Origin of the sequence: Corynebacterium sp. 239_CJEI, assembly GCF_001055995.1 — a bacterium.
Classification (GTDB): Bacteria; Actinomycetota; Actinomycetes; order Mycobacteriales; family Mycobacteriaceae; genus Corynebacterium; species Corynebacterium jeikeium_D.
In genome coordinates this window covers 17,954-37,710 of record NZ_JVOW01000006.1, presented here as the reverse complement: position 1 = coordinate 37,710, position 19,757 = coordinate 17,954, and the positions used below count along the sequence as shown (strand labels likewise).

Sequence of the window (19,757 nt, the reverse complement as noted above, 5' to 3'; positions counted from 1 at the left end):
GATTCGGGGGTAGAATTAGTGGTTATGGCATCTAAGTCTGGTTCTAAGTCCAAAACTCCAACTGCGGCGTTGGAGGTGGAATCTAAGTTCTCAGCTACCCCAGAAGTGGTAGCCCCATCGTTCGATTTCGTTCCACAGGTTGGCTCCACCACCACTGAGGTGCGAAATCTCTCCGCGATTTACCTGGACACGGCGGACCTGCGTCTGACCCGGTCCAAGCACACTCTGCGTCGCCGCACTGGCGGCCCCGATGAGGGTTGGCATCTGAAGGCGCCGGGTACCGGCGGTCGCCTCGAATACGGCGTTGGCCTGGAAGAGGGCTCTGTTAACGGTGAAGGCCGCGATGCTGACTACATCGTGCCTACTGAGTTGCTTGCCCCCGTCCGCGCAATTGTGCGCAATCACCCGCTGCAACCAATCGCGCAGGTAGACAATGAGCGCCACGTCACCACGGTGTTTGCCCTCGATGGCACACCCATGGCGGAGTTTGCGGATGATCACGTCACGGCGACTTCCTTCCTCGACGGCGGCGAAACCACTACCTGGCGTGAGTGGGAGATTGAGCTGCTCGGGGATTGGGCAAATCACCCGGACGGCAAGGCCGTAATGGCAGCGATGTCCAAGGTCGCTGAGGTGGCTGGCGCAGTGCCGTCGGAAAGCCCATCGAAGTTGGCGACGGCGTTGGGTGACTCCATCGACTCCGCTCCCCTGCCGCCGGTTCCAGCGAAGCTGCCGAAGGGCACTCCGGGGCGCACTGTGGTCGATGCGCTGGCCGCGAACGTGGCCAAGATGGTCGAGTACGACCCGAAGGTACGCCGCGATGAGTTCGACTCGGTGCATCAGATGCGCGTCGCCACTCGTGAGCTACGCAGTCACATGCAGACCTTCCACGGCATTGTTGTGGGCGATAAGGTCGCTGAGCTGGAGAGCAACCTCAAGCAGCTGGCGGGTGTTCTCGGCGTGGCTCGTGACGCTGAGGTCGTCGCTATGCGCTGGGAAGAACTGCTGGCCAATCGCGAAAGCGCCGCTTTGGGCGAGGAGCTGCGTGCGAATCTCGTCGAAGATGTCCAGAAGGACTACGAGCGCGCCCATCACCGCGTTATTCTCGCGCTGAATTCCGGCGAGTACCTGCAACTTCTCGACGATCTCGATGAGTTCCTCGCCAATCCGCCAATTGCCGCAAATGCGGACGAGGCCGAGGCTGGGGAAAAGAAGCCTAAGAAGAAGGATGATTCGCTTGTCGACGGCGCGGAGAACGCAGCCGCAGACTCCGAGGATACGTCGGCAGCTGGTTCCGAGGTCGCGGCTGAGGCTGATACTGCAGCCGCCGATGCAGCAGTTTCCACGACCTCAGACAAGGCCGCACCGGAGAAGGTAGCGGCACCGAAGGAACTCGACACCACTGCGGTGCTGCTCGATCACCTGCGCAGCGCGTTTTCGAAGTTCCGTCGTCGCCACAACCTGGTACTCGATGGCCGCGAGGATGCTGACCTGCCAGAGGCAGATTTGGACGAGCGTTACCACGATGTCCGCAAGGCTGCGAAGAAGCTCCGCTACAGTGCGGAAGCTGCTCAGAACGCGGACCTGCCGACCGAGAAGCTCTATGCTGCCTGCAAGAACCTGCAGTCGGTACTCGGTGACTTCCAGGACACCTGTACTGCGCGCGACTTCGTGCTGGCTCGCGCGAAGCGTGCCTCCCGTGCGGGCAGGGACACCTTCGGCTACGGCGTGCTTTACCAGATGGAGTACTACGACGGTCTGAAGGCCCTGACTGAGTACGACGATGCCGTGGCAAAGGTTTTCAAGGCCTTCCGCAAGATGGAAAAGAAGATTAAGAAGGGCAAGAAGGCCTAAAGGCGTAGAGCCTTATTTCTCAGCTACGCCCCAGTCGTCATCTTCTTCATCCCAGTCGTCGGCCGCCTTGTTGCGCTCGGCGACTTTTTCCATGGCAGCGCGGGCTTCCTCTTCGGAATCGTAGGGGCCCATTCGGTCGTCCCAACCGGTTTTCTTCCCCTGAAACACCGTGCCCGTCGACGGCTGGTAGTACCACTTACTGCTGTTGTCGCTCACGATTTTTCTCCTCTTCCACATCGAGAACATGTCGAGTTATCAAGCGGTTCTGCCACCGCCAACTCCACACATAAGCAAACTTGCAGAGAGGCAACCATTTGCCTGCCATGTGCGCTGCGGCGACATAAAATCCCAGTATATAGGTTTGTCACTGTCCCCCGACCCGGGTATTATCGACGGAATTGTTCACCTTAGAACACAAGCGTTGAACGCGAACACTGCACACCAGCACTATGAGTCCGATCTCTGGAGAGGTTTCACCCATGCCCGCCGCACCCGCTGTCGTAAACGACGTCTTCGATGCCGTCGGTTCTAATGCTTCAGTTGCATACGCCCCGGGTTCCATCAACCTGTTGGGTGAGGACTGCGCGTCCTCCGGCGGCATGCTCCTAGCCACCGCCATTCCTGCCTATGCTGCGGTCGGTATCGAGGAAATCGACGAGCAGCAGCTCGTTGTCGTGTACAAGCGCGAAACTACCAAGATGGATTTCCCGGATAGCGTCCCCGCCGCTTTTTCTCAGGTGCCGACCGCTGTCGCGGCTGCCATCGTCGCATTGCAGCACTCGCTGCATCTCGTTCCGCGCAACAGCAACGGCCTGAAGGTCACCATTGCCTCCACTATCGCGCCAGGTCGCGGTTTTGGAGAGATTCCGGCAATTCAGTGTGCTCTCGCGCTGGCTCTCAATGCGCGTTTTGGCGACCGCGATGATGTGCCCACCCGCACGCGTATTGCCACCGCTATCCACGAGACCATGGTGCAGATTAAGGGACAGTCGTGGCCGCTGTACCCCTACACCACGGCGCTGCGCAGCCGCCCGGACAGCCTACTGTGCATCAACCACTCCGATGAGGCAGTCACGCAGACGGCGTTCCCGCAGTCGTTGGCGCTGACTGTCGCTTACTCCCCCGATGTCACCGGCGGTTCGCCCGACGAGGAGCGCTACGAGTTCTTCCAGCAAGCCTGCGCCGCTTTTGGCGTGCCGACTCTCGCTAGCCTCCCCGACTCACAGGAGCGGGTCGCGGACTGGGTGCGTGCTCGTCACGAGGTGCACCCGGACGACGAAGACATCCCCACCATCGGCCGTGCCATTCAGTGGCTTGACGAAGCCGACGCATCCTCTGACCGTGCCCGCGCAGTCATCGGCCACATCCGTCACAGCGATATTCAAGCAGCCATCGCAGGGGTTTCGCGCGATGTCAGTGAGCGTGGCTCCGCGCCGTCGGCAAGCTCTGTGCTGGGGCAGATTGCCGAGCTGACCGACACCATTGACTGCGAGAAGATTGCCCGTTGTGCGCCGTGCCCGGGTGCGTCGCTGGTGATGTGGTCCCACGTCGACGATGCCGATCGGATTGCCTCCGCGCTTAACGACGGCGGTTCCGAGACCATCCGTGTGGAGAACACTGCGGCCGGCGCGGTGGTCGAGTAAAAAGCTTGTGTGAACGAGTCGGCCTATGAGCCGGATTCTGTCCCTCGGCGCTCCTTTCGGAAAGCGCCGGGTGGCGATCATCCATCTCGGTCTGCCATTGCTGACAGCCTGAAGCAGCACACCCGCGAGTATCGGACGGGCAGCCCTCAAACACTCGCGCACGCGCACGACGAAGCATGCGCGATTTTGCCTTGCTCCTGGTGGGGTTTACCTAGCCGGTGCAATCACTTGCCCCGCTGGTGCGCTCTTACCGCACCTTTTCACCCTCACCGGATCTCCACAGCTTTACGTCAAAGACATCGGCTGTGCGCCCGGCGGTCTATTTTCTGTGGCACTATTCCCGCAGGTCACCCTGGGTTGCTGTTAGCAACCACCATGCCCAGTGGAGTCCGGACTTTCCTCGACAGCGGCCTGGACACACTCTGTAAAAGAGGCGTCCGGTTCCGTTAACTGCCGCGATCACCCGGCCGGCTCGCTCGAATGGTTAGTGTACCCGCCACAACCGCAATTCAAATAACCCGCCGTGCTCGGCTGCTAACCACGCAGGTAGCTGGTGTCGTTAATCAGCCGCACTGATGTCGGCCCATCTGCGTAGAACTCCGCGATGGAGAGGCTGGCCAGGTCCAAGTGCAGGCGAGTGAAGATTTCAAAGCCGCAGCCGAGCCCCTGGCGCAGCAGCGACTTGATTGGTGTGACATGGCTGACTACCAGCACATCCGAGGCACCGAATTGTTGAGCGATGCGCTCACGCGCGGCGCTCACTCGGCTATCGACCGTGCGGAAATCCTCCCCCTCCGGTGGCGCCACGGCCGGATCCGCAAGCCAGGAACTGTGCAGCTCAGGGGTGGCGTTGTGAGCCTCGGAGAAAGTCATGCCCTCCCACTGCCCAAAGTCGGTCTCGCGCAGATCCTCTTCAACGTGGATGTCCAGCCCGAGCGCTTTGGCTGCCGCCTCTGCTGTCTGCTGTGCACGACGCTGTGGAGAGGCCACAATCGCCGAGAAACTCATGTTGCCGCTATCGACCAACGTCGCCAGGTGACGTGCTGCCGCTTCCGCTTGCTGTCTGCCCACCTCTGTCAGGTCGGGGTTCGAACGACTTCCCGAGTACTCCCGGCGAATCGACATTGGCGACTGCCCATGGCGCAGCAGCACCAACCGCGTGGGATCCGTAGTCACACCCGTCCAGCCCGGCGCGCTATCGCGCTTGTCTGCAGCCTGGCTCATTTACGCGCCTTTCACCGCTCCCAGCGTTTCCGCACGCACAATCATCGCGCCACATTCAGGACAAAACGTCACTTCTTCCGGCGCAAGCGTGGTGAATTCATGCACGGTTCCTACATCGAGCTCCATGAAGCAGGAACCGCAGGTGCGTCCGTTTAAGCGGGCAACGGGGATCCCATTAGCAAGCGCTAGACGACGGTAAAGCTTGGCTGCCGAACCATCAATGAGTTTGTCAGCCTCTTCGATTCGGGTCTCTGCGATGGAAATGCGCGCAATGAGGTCAACCTCGGCGTCGTTAAGCCTTTGCTTGGCGGCGACGATGTCATCGTGCGCCTCGTCGGCGTCGTATTCGTGCTCAGCGTCGACCTGATAGGCCTCCTGCATGCGCTCGTACTGCTGGAGTTCCTGTTCAGCGCGTTCGCGGCGGCGCTTGGTGGAGCGCAGGTCATGCTCGAGGTCACGGCGCGTGGATGCGTCTTCTGCGGCACCGAGCGACAGACGATCAGCCTTTTCGCGGGCTTTCAGCTTGTTGATGTCCGATTCCAGCTTGGCAATATCGCGGCCGATATCGGAGGCGCTGAGCTTGGAGCGCGCTGCCTCACTGGCCTGACGGCTGTGCTTTTTGCGCAGCTCCTGCAACTCGGCACGCTCGGGCAGAACGTTCTGGCGGGCGGTGAGCCCATCCAACAGAGTTTGGTTTTCCGCCTTTTCCAACATCGCAACTTGGATTTGTGGACTAAGCCTCATGGTCTTCACTTCCTTGCCTGTGTCGACGATTCTGCCACTGTCCAGGGATCGGTGCGCACCTCAAGGACCTCGGTCGCGACCCCGAGCCTCTCGGCCAGGATCTCTGCGGCCTGGTAGCACCAGGGGAACTCGCTGGCCCAGTGAGCCGTGTCCACCACGCAGAAGTCCGCGGTTCGCAGTGTCTCATCGACAGGATGATGCCGCAGGTCAGAGGTAACGAACGCATCGACGCCCATCTTTGCCACAGTGTCCAGGAAAGAGTCACCTGAACCAGATGCGACGGCAACCGTGCGAATCATCCGCTCCGGATCGCCTGCGCCTCGCACGCCCCATGCCGTTGCGGGCAGGCGCTCAGCCACACGGGCGACGAATTCCTTAAATGGCATCGGCGTATCCAGCGTGCCCACTCGCCCAATGCCCACAGCCTGCTGCGGATCCAAGCCGGTGGCCTGATTGTCCACGATGTCGAAGGCAGGCTCCTCATACGGATGCGCTGCAACGAGAGCCTTGACAATCGCCGCGCGCACGGACCGTGGCGCGACCATCTCCAGGCGTACTTCCTCGACATACTCAATCTGCCCCTCGGCACCGATGAAGGGATTCGCCCCGCTCAGCGGGCGGAACTGGCCGCGGCCGTTAATGCGAAACGCACAGCTGTCGTAGTCGCCGATAGTGCCCGCGCCCGCCTCAAACATGGCTTGCGCGACCTTATCGACGTGATCTGCCGGAACCTTCACTGTCCAGGTATCCAAGCCGGGAGCCGGCTGCGGAGCTAGCGGCGCACCCGGTTCAACTCCGAGCACCGTGGCCAACTGGTCGTTGACACCCGGTCGGGCGCTGTCAGCGTTGGTGTGCGCTGCAAAAAGAGCTACACCTGCCCGAATCAGCTTATGAATAATCCGACCCTTCGGTGTATCCGCCGCCACGGAATTCACACCACGCAGAAGCAGCGGATGGTGCACAACGAGCATCTGAGCACCGGAGGCAATCGCGCGATCTGCAACCTCGTCAGTGCAGTCCAGCGCCAACGCGATGCGACGCACCTCATCCTGCGGGTCACCGCAGATCAGGCCAACTTTATCCCAGTTCTCCGCCAGTGCCGGCGGGTAGGCCGCGTCCATCGCCGCACGCACGTCGGCAACGGTCACCACTGCGTTATTGCCCTCGGCACGGGTCTGCGCAGAGTCCGTCATACATCCATCCCTTCAACATGCATTTCTCTCCAGCTTCTCTTCCAGCGTAGTGAACTCTGCCCCGACCCATCAGTTCTGCGACAGCAAATCCGCTACTTCCGCAATGAGCCGCCGCACACTGGTCTCGTCTCGCACAGCCAGCCGCCACCACGAACCGTCCAAACCGGCGAAGGTGTCGCAACGCCGCACGGCTACTCCGCGCGCAGCGAGCCGCTGTCTCAGGCGCTCGTGCTTGACGACGTCAACCTCCGCAGCGTCCGGACCATCATGCGTGCTCAGGGCAACCCCCGGGCGCGCCAGCACAAAGGGAGCCTTGGAATCCAACACCTGCCAGCCGGCGGCTACTAACAGCTGTGTCATAGCCTCGCGCTGCTGACCAATCTCAGCGCGGATTTGTGGCAACAGCTCTGCCTCGCGACACGCGATTGCCGCCATAGCGGTAAGTTGCAGCGTGCCCAGTGGCCAGTGCGGACGCAGTCGCCCCAACTTCGCCAGGAGCTCAGGGGTTCCCAGTGCGTAACCACAGCGCAGGCCTGCGATTGCCCAGGTCTTAGTCATGCTGCGGAAAACGATGACATTATCGGGGATACTGTTCGCTTCCCCCGGCCTGCAATCAGCTAGTGAGCACCGCCGAATAATCTCACCATCGGCGACGTCCATAAATGCCTCATCCACGACCAAGATCCCACAACGGCTGGCGAGCCCCCGCAGGTCATCCGCTGAATGAGCAACACCGGTGGGGTTAGTCGGATTGCCGATGATGACCATCCGACCGTCAAGCTGCTGGGAATGCGGGGAGGAGGCGTTCTCGTGGACGTCGGCAAGCGTAGGCGTGAGCGTGTACGGCGACGGTAGTACCAGCGAATCCACCCCGACTCCCGCGGCGCGGAACGCGGCTTCAGGTTCGGTGAACTGCGGCTGGACGATGGTGGCGGGCAAGCCCAGGTGCGGCAAGAGCGAAAAGCCCTCGGCGACGCCGTGGAGAAGCAGTACCTCGTCGGCGCTGCGATTGTGGTTGGTGGCAATGGCAGCGCGGACGTCGGCATCGAGCTGCGCAGACGGATACGCGGCAAGTTCTCCGAGGGACGTGGCCAGCGAGTCCTGCAGCCACTGCGGTGTGGTGCCGTGAACATTGACGGCAAAGTCCAGGTCAGCGCCATGGGCGGCCTGATCGCCGTGATAGCGCAGCGGGTCGTCTAACATGCCATCCAGCCTAATGACCTTTTAGGATGAACAATATGTCCACTGGCCATCGCCCCACTGTCCTTATTGATGTCGACGGCACCATCGCCGATTCTCTCCCCGCAATCGCACATGGGTTCCGCCTTGCATTGAAGGCAATTGACCACCCACTTCCGCCCGAGAGCTTTATCAACACGATCCCCGGCCCGCCAATGGTGGAGACACTCGCATCCCTCGGACTTTCCGACGAACAAGTCGACCGAGCCTTCGCTGTGTACATGGAGCATCAACACGCCGGTGCTTGGCAGCGTGCCGAGATGTTCCCCGGCTGGCCGGAGCTCCTGCGCGATTGGCGGGCAGCTGGTGTCCAACTAGCCACTGCGACGTCCAAGGGCGACTACTTCGCCCGCAAGACCCTGGACAATTTCGGGCTTCTCGACGCCTTTGACTTCATCGGCGCCGCCAGCGACGACGGCTCACGACAGACTAAGACTGAGGTCATTGAGTACACGCTCAAGGAGTTGGGCATTGAAACCGATGAAGCAGTGCGTCCGCACGGTTCGGTCGTAATGGTTGGCGATCGCATCCATGATTTTGAGGGCGCCGCACAGTTCGGCATCCCCGCCATCGCTGTTAAATGGGGCTACGGCTCGGAATCTGAGTGGGCATCGGCAGCGGCGGTGGCGTCCTCGCCTGAGGACCTGAATCGTGTTGTGCGGGAAATGTTGTATCTTTAAGACTCGTCAACGATTAGTGACAATCCTATTTTTATTTTCCGAGAAGTTTGGTTTTGCCTATTATGCTTATGAACTCGTCGCATCGTACTGAGTCCGTGTACGTCGTGTTTGTCTGCTCCGGAAATATCTGCCGCTCCCCCATGGCTGAAATCATCGTCCGTGACGCGGTTGAAGCCAATGCGCTTGCCGACGATGTCCTGCTCGCCTCCTGCGGAATCGGCGGCTGGCATGTCGGCGAACCCGCCGACGAGCGAGCACAAGCCGAGCTGGAAAATGCTGGCTACGATCCGAACCACACCGCGGCACAGCTGGGCGATGAGCACATGGATGCAACGCTTTTCATCGCCATGGATGAATCGCACATCAATGGTCTACTCCACGCTGGCGTGCCAAAAGAGAAGATTCGCCTGATGCGTTCCTTCGACCCGGCATCCCCGAAGGGGGCCGTCGTGGCTGATCCTTACTACGGAGGTCCGGAGGGATTCGTCCGCACTCGAAACGAAATTGAGGCCGCGACGCCGGGAATCATCGCATGGTTGCGTGAGACTCTGGCGCTGGCCTCTGAGCGTTAAGGTTTCAAAACAACCTTTTCTTTTGTTTTGCTGGCATTGCCCCGGTTTCGAAACGCCCAAATCTTATTCAAGATGAAGTTAGCGGGCGTACCCAAGATGACGCCGATGAGGTTTGCCCAGTAGAGGCGGTTTCTAAAGCCGGTGGAGTCGTCGAAAATATCCACCGGCAGTGCCAGTGGCGAGGTGGGGTTAGTCAGCAGCGTGATGACAACCAGGTTCACAATCAGTGCTGAGATACCTGCAAATAAAAACGGGAAGAACTGTCTAAACCAGTTCGGGCGATTGTCAGTTCGGAAGGTCCAGGACCGGTTGAGCTGGAAGTTCCAGATGTTAGCCACGACAAACGCCAGAGTTGCATAGACGTGGGAGTAACGGATATTCCACCGCGTTCCGAACAAGTTCATAAACACGTCGTGCTCATTGGTGCCCAGACTGAGGCCCAACTTGCGGGCAATAATCACGACAATCAGGTTGACAACCACACCTGTGCCGCCGACCAGGCCGAACTTGATGAACTGGCGCGAGACTGTGCTGAAGCGGCGTGAAGGCGAAGATTTCGCTGTTTGCGTGCCCACCACGACACCTCTCTTTCCATCTATCCCCGGGTAGATTCCCCGTCAAATACGCTCAAATAACTTTACCCGAAGTTCACTCAATCTCCGCACCGCCAATCACCTGCCGCTCTAGTGCCATCCACACCACCGGGTAAGCTCAATGAATGTGTTTAAGAATGTGCGCCAGTTTCTGACCCCTGGATGGGTTCTCACTGCCATTGTCGCCATTGCGTTTTCCTATCTCGCATTTACTGTTCTGGCTCCGTGGCAGTTGGGTAAGAACACCGCGACGCAGCATCGCAATCAGCAGCTTGAGCACTCATTCGAGCTCGACCCCGTAGATGTCAATGAGCTAATGCCCAAGGGCAAAGGGTTCGTCGAGGGCAACGAATGGCGTCGCGTTACCGCCACCGGGTCCTTCCTACCGGATACCCGCGTGCTATTGCGTAACCGCCCGGTCAATGGAGCCCCCGCCGTCCAGGTACTCGATGTCTTCGTCGCTAACAATGGCGAAAACTACCTGGTCAACCGCGGCTTTGTACGCCCGACAGACTCCAGCACCCCCAATGTTGAGCCAGCCCCGAAGGGCACCTTGACTATCTCGGCCTTTACCCGCCGAAACGAGATTCCCGCCGAGACCGCCCCAATCCCCGGCACCCCGCCGCAGGTCTACGGAATCAATACCAAGGAAGTGTCCGAGCTAGTCGACACCGAACTCAACCCCGATTGGCTTCAGCTCTCGGACAAATCCGATGCCGTCATCGAGGCCATTCCGCTGCCCACTCTGGAGTCCGGCCCCTACCTCTCCTACGGCATTCAGTGGATTTTCTTCGGCGCTCTCGTGCCGCTGGCCGTCGTCTGGTTCATTCGCGCTGAAATCGTCGAGCGCAGACGAGACCGCGCGGAGCAAGAGGAGATGGCTAAGAACCTCCGCGATGCCGAAGCCGCGGAACCAGTAGATGACGCTGATGACTCTGAGGACGCAACACCCGAATCGGACGATGCCACCACTCCCACTCCTCCGCAGGCTAAGTCCGAAGAGGATCGCGCCGCCGAGCTGCACCGCCAGCGCATGGCGCAACGCTACGGCAACACTGGCCACCGCGCCGCAGGTTACCGCGACAACCGATACGACGAACGCTTCTAGCTCGCAGCTCGCGCCTTCGCGTGCCGGACGCATCCGGCCACAACCACAGCTCCCGCACAGCTGAGCGCAACAATATTTTGCACTCGCTTGCTCAGCTCAGCTGCACGCCGAACATCCGCCACCGCAGGCGCCCGGCCACCGCCCAGCACTGGGCGCATCTCCACACCGCTGAGATACACCGTCTTACCACCCAGCTGCAGCCCCAGCGCGCCGGCCGCACTCGCCTCCACAACGCCCGCGTTTGGACTTGGATGGTTGCTGGCATCTCGTTGCCACGCTGCCAATGCTTGACGACGATTCGGGCCCGCAACCACAGTTGCGACAGCTGTGAGCCTGGCGGGGAGGAACCCGGCGACGTCGTCAAGCCGTGCACTGGCCCACCCGAACTGGCGATAGCGGTCATTGCGGTATCCGACCATCGCGTCAAGGGTATTGACCGCTCGATGAGCAACCACACCAGGAGCTCCTGCAATGGCTCCCCACATGAGTGTGCCGGTGACTGCGTCGGAGGTATTTTCGGCGAGCGATTCGACGGTGGCTCGGGCGATCCCATCAGCGTCGAGAGCTTCCGGATCACGCGAACACAACCACGGCACAAGTTCGCGGGCGGCATCGATGTCGCCGGAGGTGAGTCGGTCAGTCATGCGCTCGCCAGTACGGCGGAGAGTGGTGCCGCCGAGCGAAGCCCACGTGGCGGCAGCCAGCGTGAGACTCGGTGCGACTGTGCTGACTGCGGCGGTAAGCGCTACCGGTGTGGCCACGGCGATTGCGGTGAACGCCACTCCGCGCGCTTTGGAGTCGGCGTAGATTCGGCGCTCAAGTTTGCTGACGGCCTGCCCGTAGAGGGCCACCGGATGGTGATTGGTGGGGTCTGCGAAAATGCGGTCAAGTGCATACCCCACTGCGATAGCCGCACCACGCCGCCAGAGGTGTCGACTTCTGGCATGTGTACGCAATCTAATCAAACTGTCCCTGCAGAACGGCTGCGACATCGAGCGGAGTGACATGCGCTGCCGGATGGCGGTGCTGCGATGCAGCCATCAAGGTGTAATCACAAGTGTGCCGGATACCGAGCAAGTGCCCAAACTCGTGGGCAAGAGTGCTGCGAATTGCATCGGGATAGAGAGTGGAAGTAACGAAAACCGTCATCTCCTTACTAATTTCCGATGCAGAAGCTAAGACTCGCGAGTCCGGCCTTGGCACATAGCGAACGTTCACAGTATCCGAATCAGCCTTGTCCTTGGTCACTTCCCGAAGCACTACCTTGCCACCGAGCTTTTCATTCCACTCTTGAGTAGCAGCATCTAGCTGTGCGCGGTACGGAAAATCCGGGGCAACAACGTAATCCAAAGTGCCGTCGGCAATGTAGGAAGGCATCTGATCCGAGAGATGGAGAATCGACGGATTATCCACCGGCTCTCCCGCATCTGCAGCCTTGACCATTGCTTTACAGGTGGCCGAATCGATTATCGGTTTACCATCCCCGCCGATTGCGTAGGCGGGAGCGCCCGCGAGCAGAGATCCGACAAAAACAATGGTGGCAAGCGATTTTGTAAAACGCACAGACCGGAAGTTTAGCACAAACAAAATCCGCCCGGATTCTCCATTACAAGAATCCGGGCGGATTATGTCTGTGCGGCGAGAGGGTTTCGAACCCCCGACCGCTGGTGTGTAAAACCAGAGCTCTACCGCTGAGCTATCGCCGCGCTGCTGCGAAACTCTAACACACGGCAAACATAGATTGCCAATTGCGCACTACAAACAGCGTTTATGTAGATTGTTTCAACAGCTCAGCTAGTAGCCGATTCAAACGAGACAGCTAAAGCCGGCTAACTAGAGCGCTGCACCAGGCAATTGCCCTGCCAATCCCCCAGCCGGAGCGCCGAGGTGTTGGAGAAACCTGCCAGCTGTGCGGACTCGTCAATCACGCCAGGATCAATGGCACCCGGCTGACCAGCGCCCGGCGTGAGTAGCCAAACGCGACCTTCATCCTCCAAAGGGCGGGAAGCATCCACAAGACCATCGACCAAGTCGCCGTCTTCTTCACGCCACCACAGCAATACGACGTCGACAACTTCATCCGTGTCTTCGTCGAGCAGGTCTGCATCCAGGAAATTCTCGACCGACTCACTGATTGCTGAGTCACAGTCTGTATCCCAGCCAACCTCCTGGACTAGCTGACCTTCCTTGATGCCGAGCCTGCTCGCATATTCATGAGCAGCGCCTGTGGCGTTGACCACTTCCCTTTTCCTCCTCTAGAAAAACTATTCAGCTCGATTTTTCGAACTATGTGCAGGAATTTTACCGCTCAAATACATTTTTCACAGCTGCAAAATAAGAATTTCCCCAAAAAGGTGCAGTTTTCGCAGTGTTCTTCGCAATGTTCGTCGTAAAGCCAAGCGGATTATTCAGTGAAAGCGTGTGTAAGAAACGGCTGGGGGCACAACAAACGATTCAGAAGTAGAGTGGAGAAAAATAACCTTTGCCTTTCCTTCAGGGACTGAAAGGAGCTCACAATGTCCGATACATCGTCAGGTACGCCACAAGCCCACTCTGATGAGTCAAATTTTGCCCTTATCCGTGATGGGGTCGCCTCCTATCTCACGGATGCAGATCCTGAAGAGACCAAGGAGTGGCTTGAGTCTCTCGACGGCCTGTTGGAAGAGGCAGGTCCGGAACGCGCACGCTTCCTCATGCTGCGGCTGCTGGAACGTGCCACGGCAAAGCGCGTGGCCCTACCGCCGCTGACCTCGACAGACCTCGTCAACACCATCCCGACTGAGATGGAGCCAGAATTCCCAGGCGATGAGGACATTGAGCGCCGCTACCGCAAGTGGATCCGCTGGAATGCGGCAATTATGGTCCATCGCGCACAGCGTCCAGGTATCGGCGTGGGCGGACATATCTCCACCTATGCGGGTGCCGCACCGCTTTACGAGGTCGGCTTTAACCACTTCTTCCGCGGCAAGGACCACCCAGGCGGCGGTGACCACGTCTTCTTCCAGGGCCACGCTTCGCCGGGCATGTACGCCCGTGCATTCCTAGAGGGGCGCCTGACCGAAGAGGACCTCGACGGTTTCCGTCAGGAAGTCTCCCTCGGTGAGGGCAATGGCCTTCCCTCCTACCCGCACCCGCATGGCATGCCGGAGTTCTGGGAGTTCCCGACGGTGTCTATGGGGCTGGGACCAATTAACGCTATCTACCAGGCCCGTTTTAACCGCTATCTCCACGACCGCGGCATCAAGGACACTTCCCAGCAGCACGTTTGGGCCTTCCTCGGTGACGGCGAAATGGACGAGCCGGAATCCCGTGGTGCCATTCAGCATGCGGCGCTGAACAACCTGGACAACCTGACATTCGTCATTAACTGCAACCTGCAACGTCTCGACGGTCCGGTGCGCGGTAACACCAGCATCATCCAAGAGTTGGAGTCGTTCTTCCGCGGCGCTGGTTGGAATGTCATCAAGGTCGTTTGGGGCCGCGAATGGGACGAGCTCTTCGCCAAGGACAAGGACGGCGCACTAGTCGACCTGATGAATAAGTTCTGCGATGGCGATTACCAGACGCTGAAGGCTAACAACGGCGCTTGGGTGCGAGAGCACTTCTTCGGCCGTGACCCGCGCACTGCCAAGCTGGTCGAGGACATGACCGACGAGGAGATTTGGAACCTCCGTCGCGGTGGCCACGACTACCGCAAGATTTACGCTGCCTACAAGAAGGCCTTGGAGACCAAGGATCAGCCGACTGTCATCCTGGCGCACACGGTTAAGGGCTATGGCCTTGGCCACAACTTCGAGGGCCGCAACGCGACCCACCAGATGAAGAAGCTAGCACTCGACGACCTGAAGCTTTTCCGCGATAACCAGCGCATTCCAATCTCCGACGAGGAGCTGGAGAAGGATCCCTACCTGCCGCCGTACTACAACCCGGGCCCGGAGTCCGAGGAAGTGCAGTACATGCTGGAGCGGCGTAAGGAGCTCGGCGGTTTCGTGCCGGAGCGCCGCACTAGCTACGAGCCTCTGACAGTGCCAAAGCCTGAGAGCCTGAAGAACCTGCTCAAGGGATCAGGTAAGCAGAAGGTTGCCACCACTATGGCGACGGTGCGTGTTTTCAGGGACCTGATGCGCGATAAAGAACTCAAGGACCGCTTCGTGCCCATCATCCCTGATGAGGCCCGTACTTTCGGCATGGACTCCTGGTTCCCGACGCTGAAGATTTACAACCCGCACGGCCAGAATTACACTCCGGTCGACCATGAGCTGATGCTGTCCTACAAGGAAGCGAAGGACGGCCAGATTCTGCACGAGGGCATCTCCGAGGCGGGCTCTGTGGGCTCGTTTACCGCTGTCGGCTCAGCGTACGCCACCCATGGCGTGGCCATGATTCCGCTCTACATCTTCTACTCGATGTTCGGTTTCCAGCGCACGGCTGACTCCATTTGGGCCGCTGGTGACCAGATGTCCCGTGGCTTCCTGCTCGGCGCTACAGCTGGTCGCACGACGCTGACCGGTGAAGGCCTGCAGCACATGGACGGTCACTCCCAGCTGCTGGCGGCTACGAACCCGTCTGTGGTCTCCTACGACCCGGCGTTTGCCTACGAGATTGCCTACATCGTCTGCGACGGTATCGACCGCATGTACGGGCCAGAGCGCGGCGAAGATATCATCTACTACCTGACTATCTACAATGAGCCGACTTCGCAGCCGGCCGTCCCGGAAGACCTCGATGTCGAGGGGCTGCTTGGCGGTATCTACCGCTTCCGCAAGGCTGAGGGCGACAAGCATGTCAACCTGCTGGCTTCCGGCATTGGCATGCAGGAGGCGCTGCGCGCCGCGGACATCCTGGAAGACTACGGCGTGGCTTCCTCGATTTACTCGGTGACATCGTGGAATGAGCTGGCCCGCGATGGGCACGAGCGTGACACTGAGCGTCTACACAACCCGACTGAAGAGGTCGACGACGCCTTCGTTACCCGCCAGCTGTCCGACACCGATGGGCCGTTCATCGCAGTGACCGACTTCCAGCGTGCGGTCCCGGAGCAGATTCGCAAGTGGGTTCCGGGTGACTACACCGTCCTCGGCACCGACGGCTACGGCTTCTCGGATACCCGTCCGGCCGCTCGCCGCTACTTCAACTCCGACGGCGAGTCAGTCGCTGTTGCGGCCCTGTCCGCACTGGCACGCGCTGGCAAGCTCGACATGGATGTCGCCCAGGAAGCCGCTGAAGAGCTGCAGATTACCGACCCAACTGCAACCATCCAGGACGCTGAATAATGACCTCAAGCCTTGGAGATCAGCTCAGCGCCCTACTGGGCACACAGGTCACCGGCGCCGGTGACGCTGGCGATGCCTCACCTAATGCAGCGAACGGGGGCCCGAAGAAGAGTTCCGCCGACGCTGACCTGCCCGCAGGTCTTCACGGCGAGGTCGCGGCAATCGTCAAAAAGATGGCTAACGACGAGGTGGAGTCCTTAGAGCTCTCCACCCCGCTGACCGACTACGGTTTTGACCGCCTAAGCGTCGTAGAGTTGGCCGTCCGTTGCGAAGAAGAGCTGGGAGCCCGCGTTGAGGACGAGGACATTTCCTCGTTTAAGACCCTCGGCGATGTAGTTGACTACATCGCCGCCCGGCGCGGGTAGAGCTGCAGCACGTTAGCTGCCTCTACCCCACCAAGGTCTGCGTTGCCAGCGGTCGAGTTGCCGCTGGCACTGTCGGTCCCGGCAGGGGTGGACGTCGTAAAGCAGTCTTCGGGGGCGTAGCCTGCCGTCATCATGCGCATCGGCTCTAACACGCGGTCCCACGGCCCACCGATGGCCGCGTCGAGGGCACCTTTGATATCGCCGCCGCGCGCCATGATGGAACGCAGTGCGTCTTCGTTGACCACGATGTTTCCGGCGGCATCGGTCTGTCCGGCGAAAGTCCCCAGCTGCGGGGTATGGCAGTAGCGCATACCGTCGATGGCGTAGCCGTCATCATCCACGGCTGGGTCTTGCGCCAGCTCGAAATAGAGGCGCGGCCACCTAGCCAGGTTGTCCACCAGTGTGGCGATGGTGTCAGCACTTGCAGTGAAAGGCACCTCGGCGCACAAAGTGGCATCCTGGTCGGTCGCACGCCAAATATCCCGGCCTGGCTTAGTGCCATCGGGCATGCTGAGTCGGGCCAGCGCCCACGTGATGTGTGGTTGCAGCGGCCCTGGCATGCTGTGAATCCACAGAACGCCTGAAAGTTGGGTGCGCATAGACGAAGGTCCTCGGAAAAGTTGCGGTCAATTGGTGTAAGACGAGATTCGTCTTCCCCTACGAACTCATCCAACGACACTTGCCACACTGCAGAAAAAGCACTGCGGTAAAACAACACTTCTGAGGTTTACGTTGCACGTGTTTATGATTGTTATTTCCGAGACGGCTGCTGGCAACCCTCAAGTTGTCCTTAATCCCCCAGATGTGATTTAACGCTGAGACGAAAAATCGGCGCCGCAAGCGACGCCGGCTTACTCCACATCCCCTTAATCCTCAGCGTGTTCTTCCAGCTCACTCCAGAGTTCGTCGTTGAAGTCGGCCCATAGAGGCTTTGCCCACTCGCCGAAATCTCGGTCGGTCAGCGCGATTGCCGCCCGTCCGGTTGGACGATGCAGCCACAGGAATGTGCCCGCTTGCCCAAAATGGCCTGCGACATCCTTGGGCATCGAGGCACCAAACCACAGCCCCTGCTTGGAATCGGGGTGCCCGAAGATTTCAAAGCCCAGGCCCCAATCGGCCGGACGTTGCATACCATAGCCAGGCACAACACCATTCAGCCCCGGGAACTGCACCGTCAACGCCTCAGTCACGGTATCGGGATGCAGAAGAGTCGGGGCGAGAATCTCATCGACGAAGGCCATGAGATTAGCGACGCTGCTACGCGCGCCATGCCCTGCCGATCCATCCAGCACGGAATCCGCCATCCCTAGCGGCTCAAACACAGCCTGGCGCAGGTATTCACTAAACGGCATGTCTGCCTCCGCGGCGATTACATCGGCGATGATGTCAAAACCCGCGGAGGAGTAAATACGCCGCTCCCCTGGCTCTTTTTCCAGCTCACGGCTGGCAAACCCCACCCCGCCGGCGTGCGCCAGTAGGTGACGCACAGTCGCACCACGACCGGGTGGCGTGAGCTCTTGATTGAGCTCCAGCGCACCCTCTTCGACGGCCACAAGCATTCCCACGGCCGCCAACAGCTTGGTCACACTGGCCAGTTCAAAAACTCGGCCACTATCACCGTGGGTGTGCCAACTGCCATCGTCGGCACGCACGGCAGCTGCGGTCGCGTCGACTGGCCACTGGTCAACTTGCGCTAGAACAGAGGGCTTCCAAGAAGTCATGTCCTCAAGACTACGCAAGCGCGGCAGACGTGGACTTCCCAGCAGGCGCGTCCGCAGACTCGTCGTCCGACTCGTCGGCTGGCGACAGGTCGGCGTTGGCGCTGGCGTCCCACTCGTCCTTATCCCAGATTCCCGCACGCTTTGCGACGACCAACGGGACCACGGCCTGACCGGTAACGTTCACCGCAGTGCGGCCCATATCCACGATCGGCTCGACAGCCAGCAGGAGGCCGACACCGGCGAGTGGCAGGCCAAGGGTCGACAGAGTCAGGGTCAGCATGACAGTAGCGCCGGTGGTGCCAGCAGTTGCAGCCGAACCGATGACGGAGACGAAGATGATGAGCAAGTAGTCCGTGAAGTCCAACGGCACACCGTAGAACTGCGAGACGAAGATAGCCGCGATAGCCGGGTAAATGGCGGCGCAACCATCCATCTTCGTGGTGGCGCCCAGCGGTACGGCGAAGGAGGCGTACTCATCCGGCACTGCCAGACGACGGGAGACAACGCGCTCAGTGACTGGCATGACGCCCATAGACGAACGGGTGAAGAAGCCGAGCGAGGTCACTGGCCAGACGCGACGGAAGAAGTCGATTGGGCTAATGCCATGAATCTTCAGCACGACTGGGTACACGACTGCAATGACCAGGAACAGGCCAACGTAAATAGCAATGGCGAACTTGCCCAGGCTGCCGAGCGCTTCCCAGCCATACTCAGCGACGGCGTGGCCGATGAGGGCTGCGGTACCAATCGGTGCCAGACGTATGACCCACCACAGGACCTTCTGCACGATGGTCAAAAGAGAGCCGGAAAACTCGATGAATGGCTCAGCCTTCGGGCCAACCTTCACCGCGGCGACGCCGAAGACAATCGCGATCACCAGCAGCTGCAGGACGTTGAAGTTCAGCGAGCCGGATACAGCACCGTCAGATTCGCTGATCTTCACGCCAAGGCCGAGGAAGTTCTGCGGGACGATGCTCTGCAGGAATCCCCACCAGGAGCCCACGGAACTCGGCTCTTGCGCTGCCGAAGCATCCACGCCAGAGTTAACGCCCGGCTTGATGACCAAGCCCAGCACGATGGCGATGACCACCGATACAAAGGACGTAATGGCAAACCAAATCAGTGTCGAAACAGCCAGCTTGGCTGCACCTGCGACCTGACGCAGGTTGGCAATCGACACTACGACCGCGGTGACCACCAGCGGCGGGATGAGCAGCTTCAACAGCGTGACGTAGGTACTGCCGACCTCGTCGAGCGCTGTGCGCAGCGAGGAGTCATCGCCAGTACTGCGGGCCATGAAGCCCAAAATGAGACCAATAATCAGGCCATAGACAACTTGGGCACCGAAGCCGGTCGCCCATTTAAATTTATTCACTTTTCCTCCTGGAGTTTTATTTCTCTGAAAACACTTGTGCCGCGCCTTATGCCGTCTGACAAATGCGCGCGACGGGATCCGAGGCCGCTGAGCTCAGCCTCGAAGAGACAGGCGCAGCGAGGCGGAAGCCCCGAAGTGTTTAGCGACAGGAGGAAGTGGAGATTCGGCCGTAA

Annotated in this window: 18 protein-coding genes, 1 tRNA gene, 1 other RNA gene and 1 pseudogene; 7 read left to right on the top strand and 14 right to left on the bottom strand. The window is 59.9% G+C overall.

The annotated features are described in order from the left end of the window. Positions 1–24 precede the first annotated feature (24 nt). Positions 25–1,854 (top strand): CYTH and CHAD domain-containing protein, encoded by a 1,830-nt coding sequence (locus tag ADB08_RS01300; protein WP_049170174.1) that lies wholly within the window; start codon positions 25–27, stop codon positions 1,852–1,854. Positions 1,855–1,866: 12 nt separating this feature from the next. Here the strand turns inward: ADB08_RS01300 and ADB08_RS01295 are convergent, their stop codons facing one another. Then, positions 1,867–2,070, bottom strand: a complete 204-nt coding sequence (locus ADB08_RS01295; protein WP_016423068.1) for an SPOR domain-containing protein — start codon at positions 2,068–2,070, stop codon at positions 1,867–1,869. 233 nt (positions 2,071–2,303) lie between these two features. On the opposite strand from ADB08_RS01295, the gene ADB08_RS01290 reads away from it, so the two are divergent. Then, positions 2,304–3,497: a galactokinase family protein gene (locus ADB08_RS01290; RefSeq protein WP_239659998.1), complete on the top strand. Its 1,194-nt coding sequence runs from the start codon at positions 2,304–2,306 to the stop codon at positions 3,495–3,497. Positions 3,498–3,507: 10 nt separating this feature from the next. On the opposite strand, the gene rnpB is transcribed toward ADB08_RS01290, so the two are convergent. The 5 genes and pseudogenes from rnpB to cobC all read right to left on the bottom strand — a co-directional run bounded on the left by rnpB (position 3,508) and on the right by cobC (position 7,861). Further along, an RNA gene (rnpB, locus tag ADB08_RS11125) (RNase P RNA component class A) lies at positions 3,508–3,972 on the bottom strand. 59 nt (positions 3,973–4,031) lie between these two features. Continuing rightward, positions 4,032–4,697: pseudogene (locus ADB08_RS01285) on the bottom strand (histidine phosphatase family protein); the annotation flags it as partial. A 24-nt stretch (positions 4,698–4,721) separates the two neighbouring features. After that, positions 4,722–5,465: a zinc ribbon domain-containing protein gene (locus ADB08_RS01280; RefSeq protein ID WP_016423071.1), complete on the bottom strand. Its 744-nt coding sequence runs from the start codon at positions 5,463–5,465 to the stop codon at positions 4,722–4,724. Between the two features lie 5 nt (positions 5,466–5,470). Then, positions 5,471–6,658 carry a Nif3-like dinuclear metal center hexameric protein gene (locus ADB08_RS01275; RefSeq protein ID WP_049170169.1) on the bottom strand — a complete coding sequence of 396 codons (1,188 nt, stop codon included), beginning with the start codon at positions 6,656–6,658 and terminating at the stop codon, positions 5,471–5,473. 69 nt (positions 6,659–6,727) lie between these two features. Further along, positions 6,728–7,861, bottom strand: coding sequence for an Rv2231c family pyridoxal phosphate-dependent protein CobC (gene cobC / locus ADB08_RS01270; RefSeq protein ID WP_049170167.1), 1,134 nt, complete (start codon positions 7,859–7,861; stop codon positions 6,728–6,730). 35 nt (positions 7,862–7,896) lie between these two features. Here cobC and ADB08_RS01265 point away from each other — a divergent pair, with 35 nt between their 5' ends. Together ADB08_RS01265 and ADB08_RS01260 are read left to right on the top strand one after the other, a co-directional pair. After that, positions 7,897–8,577 carry an HAD hydrolase-like protein gene (locus ADB08_RS01265; RefSeq protein ID WP_049170165.1) on the top strand — a complete coding sequence of 227 codons (681 nt, stop codon included), beginning with the start codon at positions 7,897–7,899 and terminating at the stop codon, positions 8,575–8,577. Between the two features lie 68 nt (positions 8,578–8,645). Continuing rightward, positions 8,646–9,149 (top strand): low molecular weight protein-tyrosine-phosphatase, encoded by a 504-nt coding sequence (locus ADB08_RS01260; protein ID WP_369707166.1) that lies wholly within the window; start codon positions 8,646–8,648, stop codon positions 9,147–9,149. Here the strand turns inward: ADB08_RS01260 and ADB08_RS01255 are convergent. Next, complete coding sequence (locus ADB08_RS01255) at positions 9,146–9,727, bottom strand: GtrA family protein (RefSeq protein WP_042388795.1); 582 nt, start codon at positions 9,725–9,727, stop codon at positions 9,146–9,148. The two genes, ADB08_RS01260 and ADB08_RS01255, sit on opposite strands and share 4 nt — an antisense overlap. Positions 9,728–9,863: 136 nt before the next feature. On the opposite strand from ADB08_RS01255, the gene ADB08_RS01250 reads away from it, so the two are divergent. Next, positions 9,864–10,850, top strand: coding sequence for an SURF1 family protein (locus ADB08_RS01250; RefSeq protein WP_049170162.1), 987 nt, complete (start codon positions 9,864–9,866; stop codon positions 10,848–10,850). On the opposite strand, the gene ADB08_RS01245 is transcribed toward ADB08_RS01250, so the two are convergent. From ADB08_RS01245 to ADB08_RS01230, 4 genes are all read right to left on the bottom strand, one after another. Beyond that, positions 10,847–11,842: a cobalamin biosynthesis protein gene (locus ADB08_RS01245; RefSeq protein WP_255351579.1), complete on the bottom strand. Its 996-nt coding sequence runs from the start codon at positions 11,840–11,842 to the stop codon at positions 10,847–10,849. The two genes, ADB08_RS01250 and ADB08_RS01245, sit on opposite strands and share 4 nt — an antisense overlap. Continuing rightward, entirely contained in the window at positions 11,808–12,413 is a 606-nt protein-coding gene (locus ADB08_RS01240) for a hypothetical protein (RefSeq protein ID WP_126108112.1), read from the bottom strand. Before ADB08_RS01240 ends, ADB08_RS01245 begins: the two co-directional genes overlap by 35 nt. A 71-nt stretch (positions 12,414–12,484) precedes the next feature. After that, a tRNA-Val gene (locus tag ADB08_RS01235) sits at positions 12,485–12,556 on the bottom strand. Positions 12,557–12,679: 123 nt separating this feature from the next. Beyond that, positions 12,680–13,090: a DUF3052 domain-containing protein gene (locus ADB08_RS01230; protein WP_005511050.1), complete on the bottom strand. Its 411-nt coding sequence runs from the start codon at positions 13,088–13,090 to the stop codon at positions 12,680–12,682. Positions 13,091–13,366: 276 nt separating this feature from the next. Here ADB08_RS01230 and aceE point away from each other — a divergent pair, with 276 nt between their 5' ends. Next, positions 13,367–16,123, top strand: a complete 2,757-nt coding sequence (gene aceE / locus ADB08_RS01225; RefSeq protein ID WP_049170155.1) for a pyruvate dehydrogenase (acetyl-transferring), homodimeric type — start codon at positions 13,367–13,369, stop codon at positions 16,121–16,123. Then, positions 16,123–16,488 carry an acyl carrier protein gene (locus tag ADB08_RS11255; RefSeq protein WP_049170153.1) on the top strand — a complete coding sequence of 122 codons (366 nt, stop codon included), beginning with the start codon at positions 16,123–16,125 and terminating at the stop codon, positions 16,486–16,488. The genes aceE and ADB08_RS11255 overlap by 1 nt, the downstream gene beginning before the upstream one ends. Here ADB08_RS11255 and ADB08_RS01215 read toward each other — a convergent pair. The 3 genes from ADB08_RS01215 to ADB08_RS01205 form a co-directional block, all read right to left on the bottom strand. Continuing rightward, complete coding sequence (locus tag ADB08_RS01215; protein ID WP_049170151.1) at positions 16,464–17,087, bottom strand: DUF3145 family protein; 624 nt, start codon at positions 17,085–17,087, stop codon at positions 16,464–16,466. The two genes, ADB08_RS11255 and ADB08_RS01215, sit on opposite strands and share 25 nt — an antisense overlap. Positions 17,088–17,354: 267 nt before the next feature. After that, positions 17,355–18,209 carry a serine hydrolase domain-containing protein gene (locus ADB08_RS01210; protein ID WP_049170149.1) on the bottom strand — a complete coding sequence of 285 codons (855 nt, stop codon included), beginning with the start codon at positions 18,207–18,209 and terminating at the stop codon, positions 17,355–17,357. 10 nt (positions 18,210–18,219) lie between these two features. Beyond that, a complete protein-coding gene (locus tag ADB08_RS01205) occupies positions 18,220–19,584 on the bottom strand; it encodes a dicarboxylate/amino acid:cation symporter (RefSeq protein ID WP_049170147.1) in 1,365 nt (454 codons plus the stop codon). Between the last annotated feature and the right edge of the window lie 173 nt (positions 19,585–19,757).

Excerpts from the sequence above, each read along its gene's own strand:
- ADB08_RS01280 (WP_016423071.1), bottom strand. The coding sequence starts at position 5,465 with ATGAGGCTTAGTCCACAAATCCAAGTTGCGATGTTGGAAAAGGCGGAA.
- ADB08_RS01250 (WP_049170162.1), top strand. The coding sequence starts at position 9,864 with ATGAATGTGTTTAAGAATGTGCGCCAGTTTCTGACCCCTGGATGGGTT.
- ADB08_RS11255 (WP_049170153.1), top strand. The coding sequence starts at position 16,123 with ATGACCTCAAGCCTTGGAGATCAGCTCAGCGCCCTACTGGGCACACAG.
- ADB08_RS01275 (WP_049170169.1), bottom strand. The coding sequence starts at position 6,658 with ATGACGGACTCTGCGCAGACCCGTGCCGAGGGCAATAACGCAGTGGTG.
- ADB08_RS01260 (WP_369707166.1), top strand. The coding sequence starts at position 8,646 with ATGAACTCGTCGCATCGTACTGAGTCCGTGTACGTCGTGTTTGTCTGC.
- aceE (WP_049170155.1), top strand. The coding sequence starts at position 13,367 with ATGTCCGATACATCGTCAGGTACGCCACAAGCCCACTCTGATGAGTCA.
- cobC (WP_049170167.1), bottom strand. The coding sequence starts at position 7,861 with ATGTTAGACGACCCGCTGCGCTATCACGGCGATCAGGCCGCCCATGGC.
- ADB08_RS01300 (WP_049170174.1), top strand. The coding sequence starts at position 25 with ATGGCATCTAAGTCTGGTTCTAAGTCCAAAACTCCAACTGCGGCGTTG.
- ADB08_RS01265 (WP_049170165.1), top strand. The coding sequence starts at position 7,897 with ATGTCCACTGGCCATCGCCCCACTGTCCTTATTGATGTCGACGGCACC.
- ADB08_RS01210 (WP_049170149.1), bottom strand. The coding sequence starts at position 18,209 with ATGACTTCTTGGAAGCCCTCTGTTCTAGCGCAAGTTGACCAGTGGCCA.
- ADB08_RS01215 (WP_049170151.1), bottom strand. The coding sequence starts at position 17,087 with ATGCGCACCCAACTTTCAGGCGTTCTGTGGATTCACAGCATGCCAGGG.
- ADB08_RS01245 (WP_255351579.1), bottom strand. The coding sequence starts at position 11,842 with ATGTCGCAGCCGTTCTGCAGGGACAGTTTGATTAGATTGCGTACACAT.
- ADB08_RS01290 (WP_239659998.1), top strand. The coding sequence starts at position 2,304 with ATGAGTCCGATCTCTGGAGAGGTTTCACCCATGCCCGCCGCACCCGCT.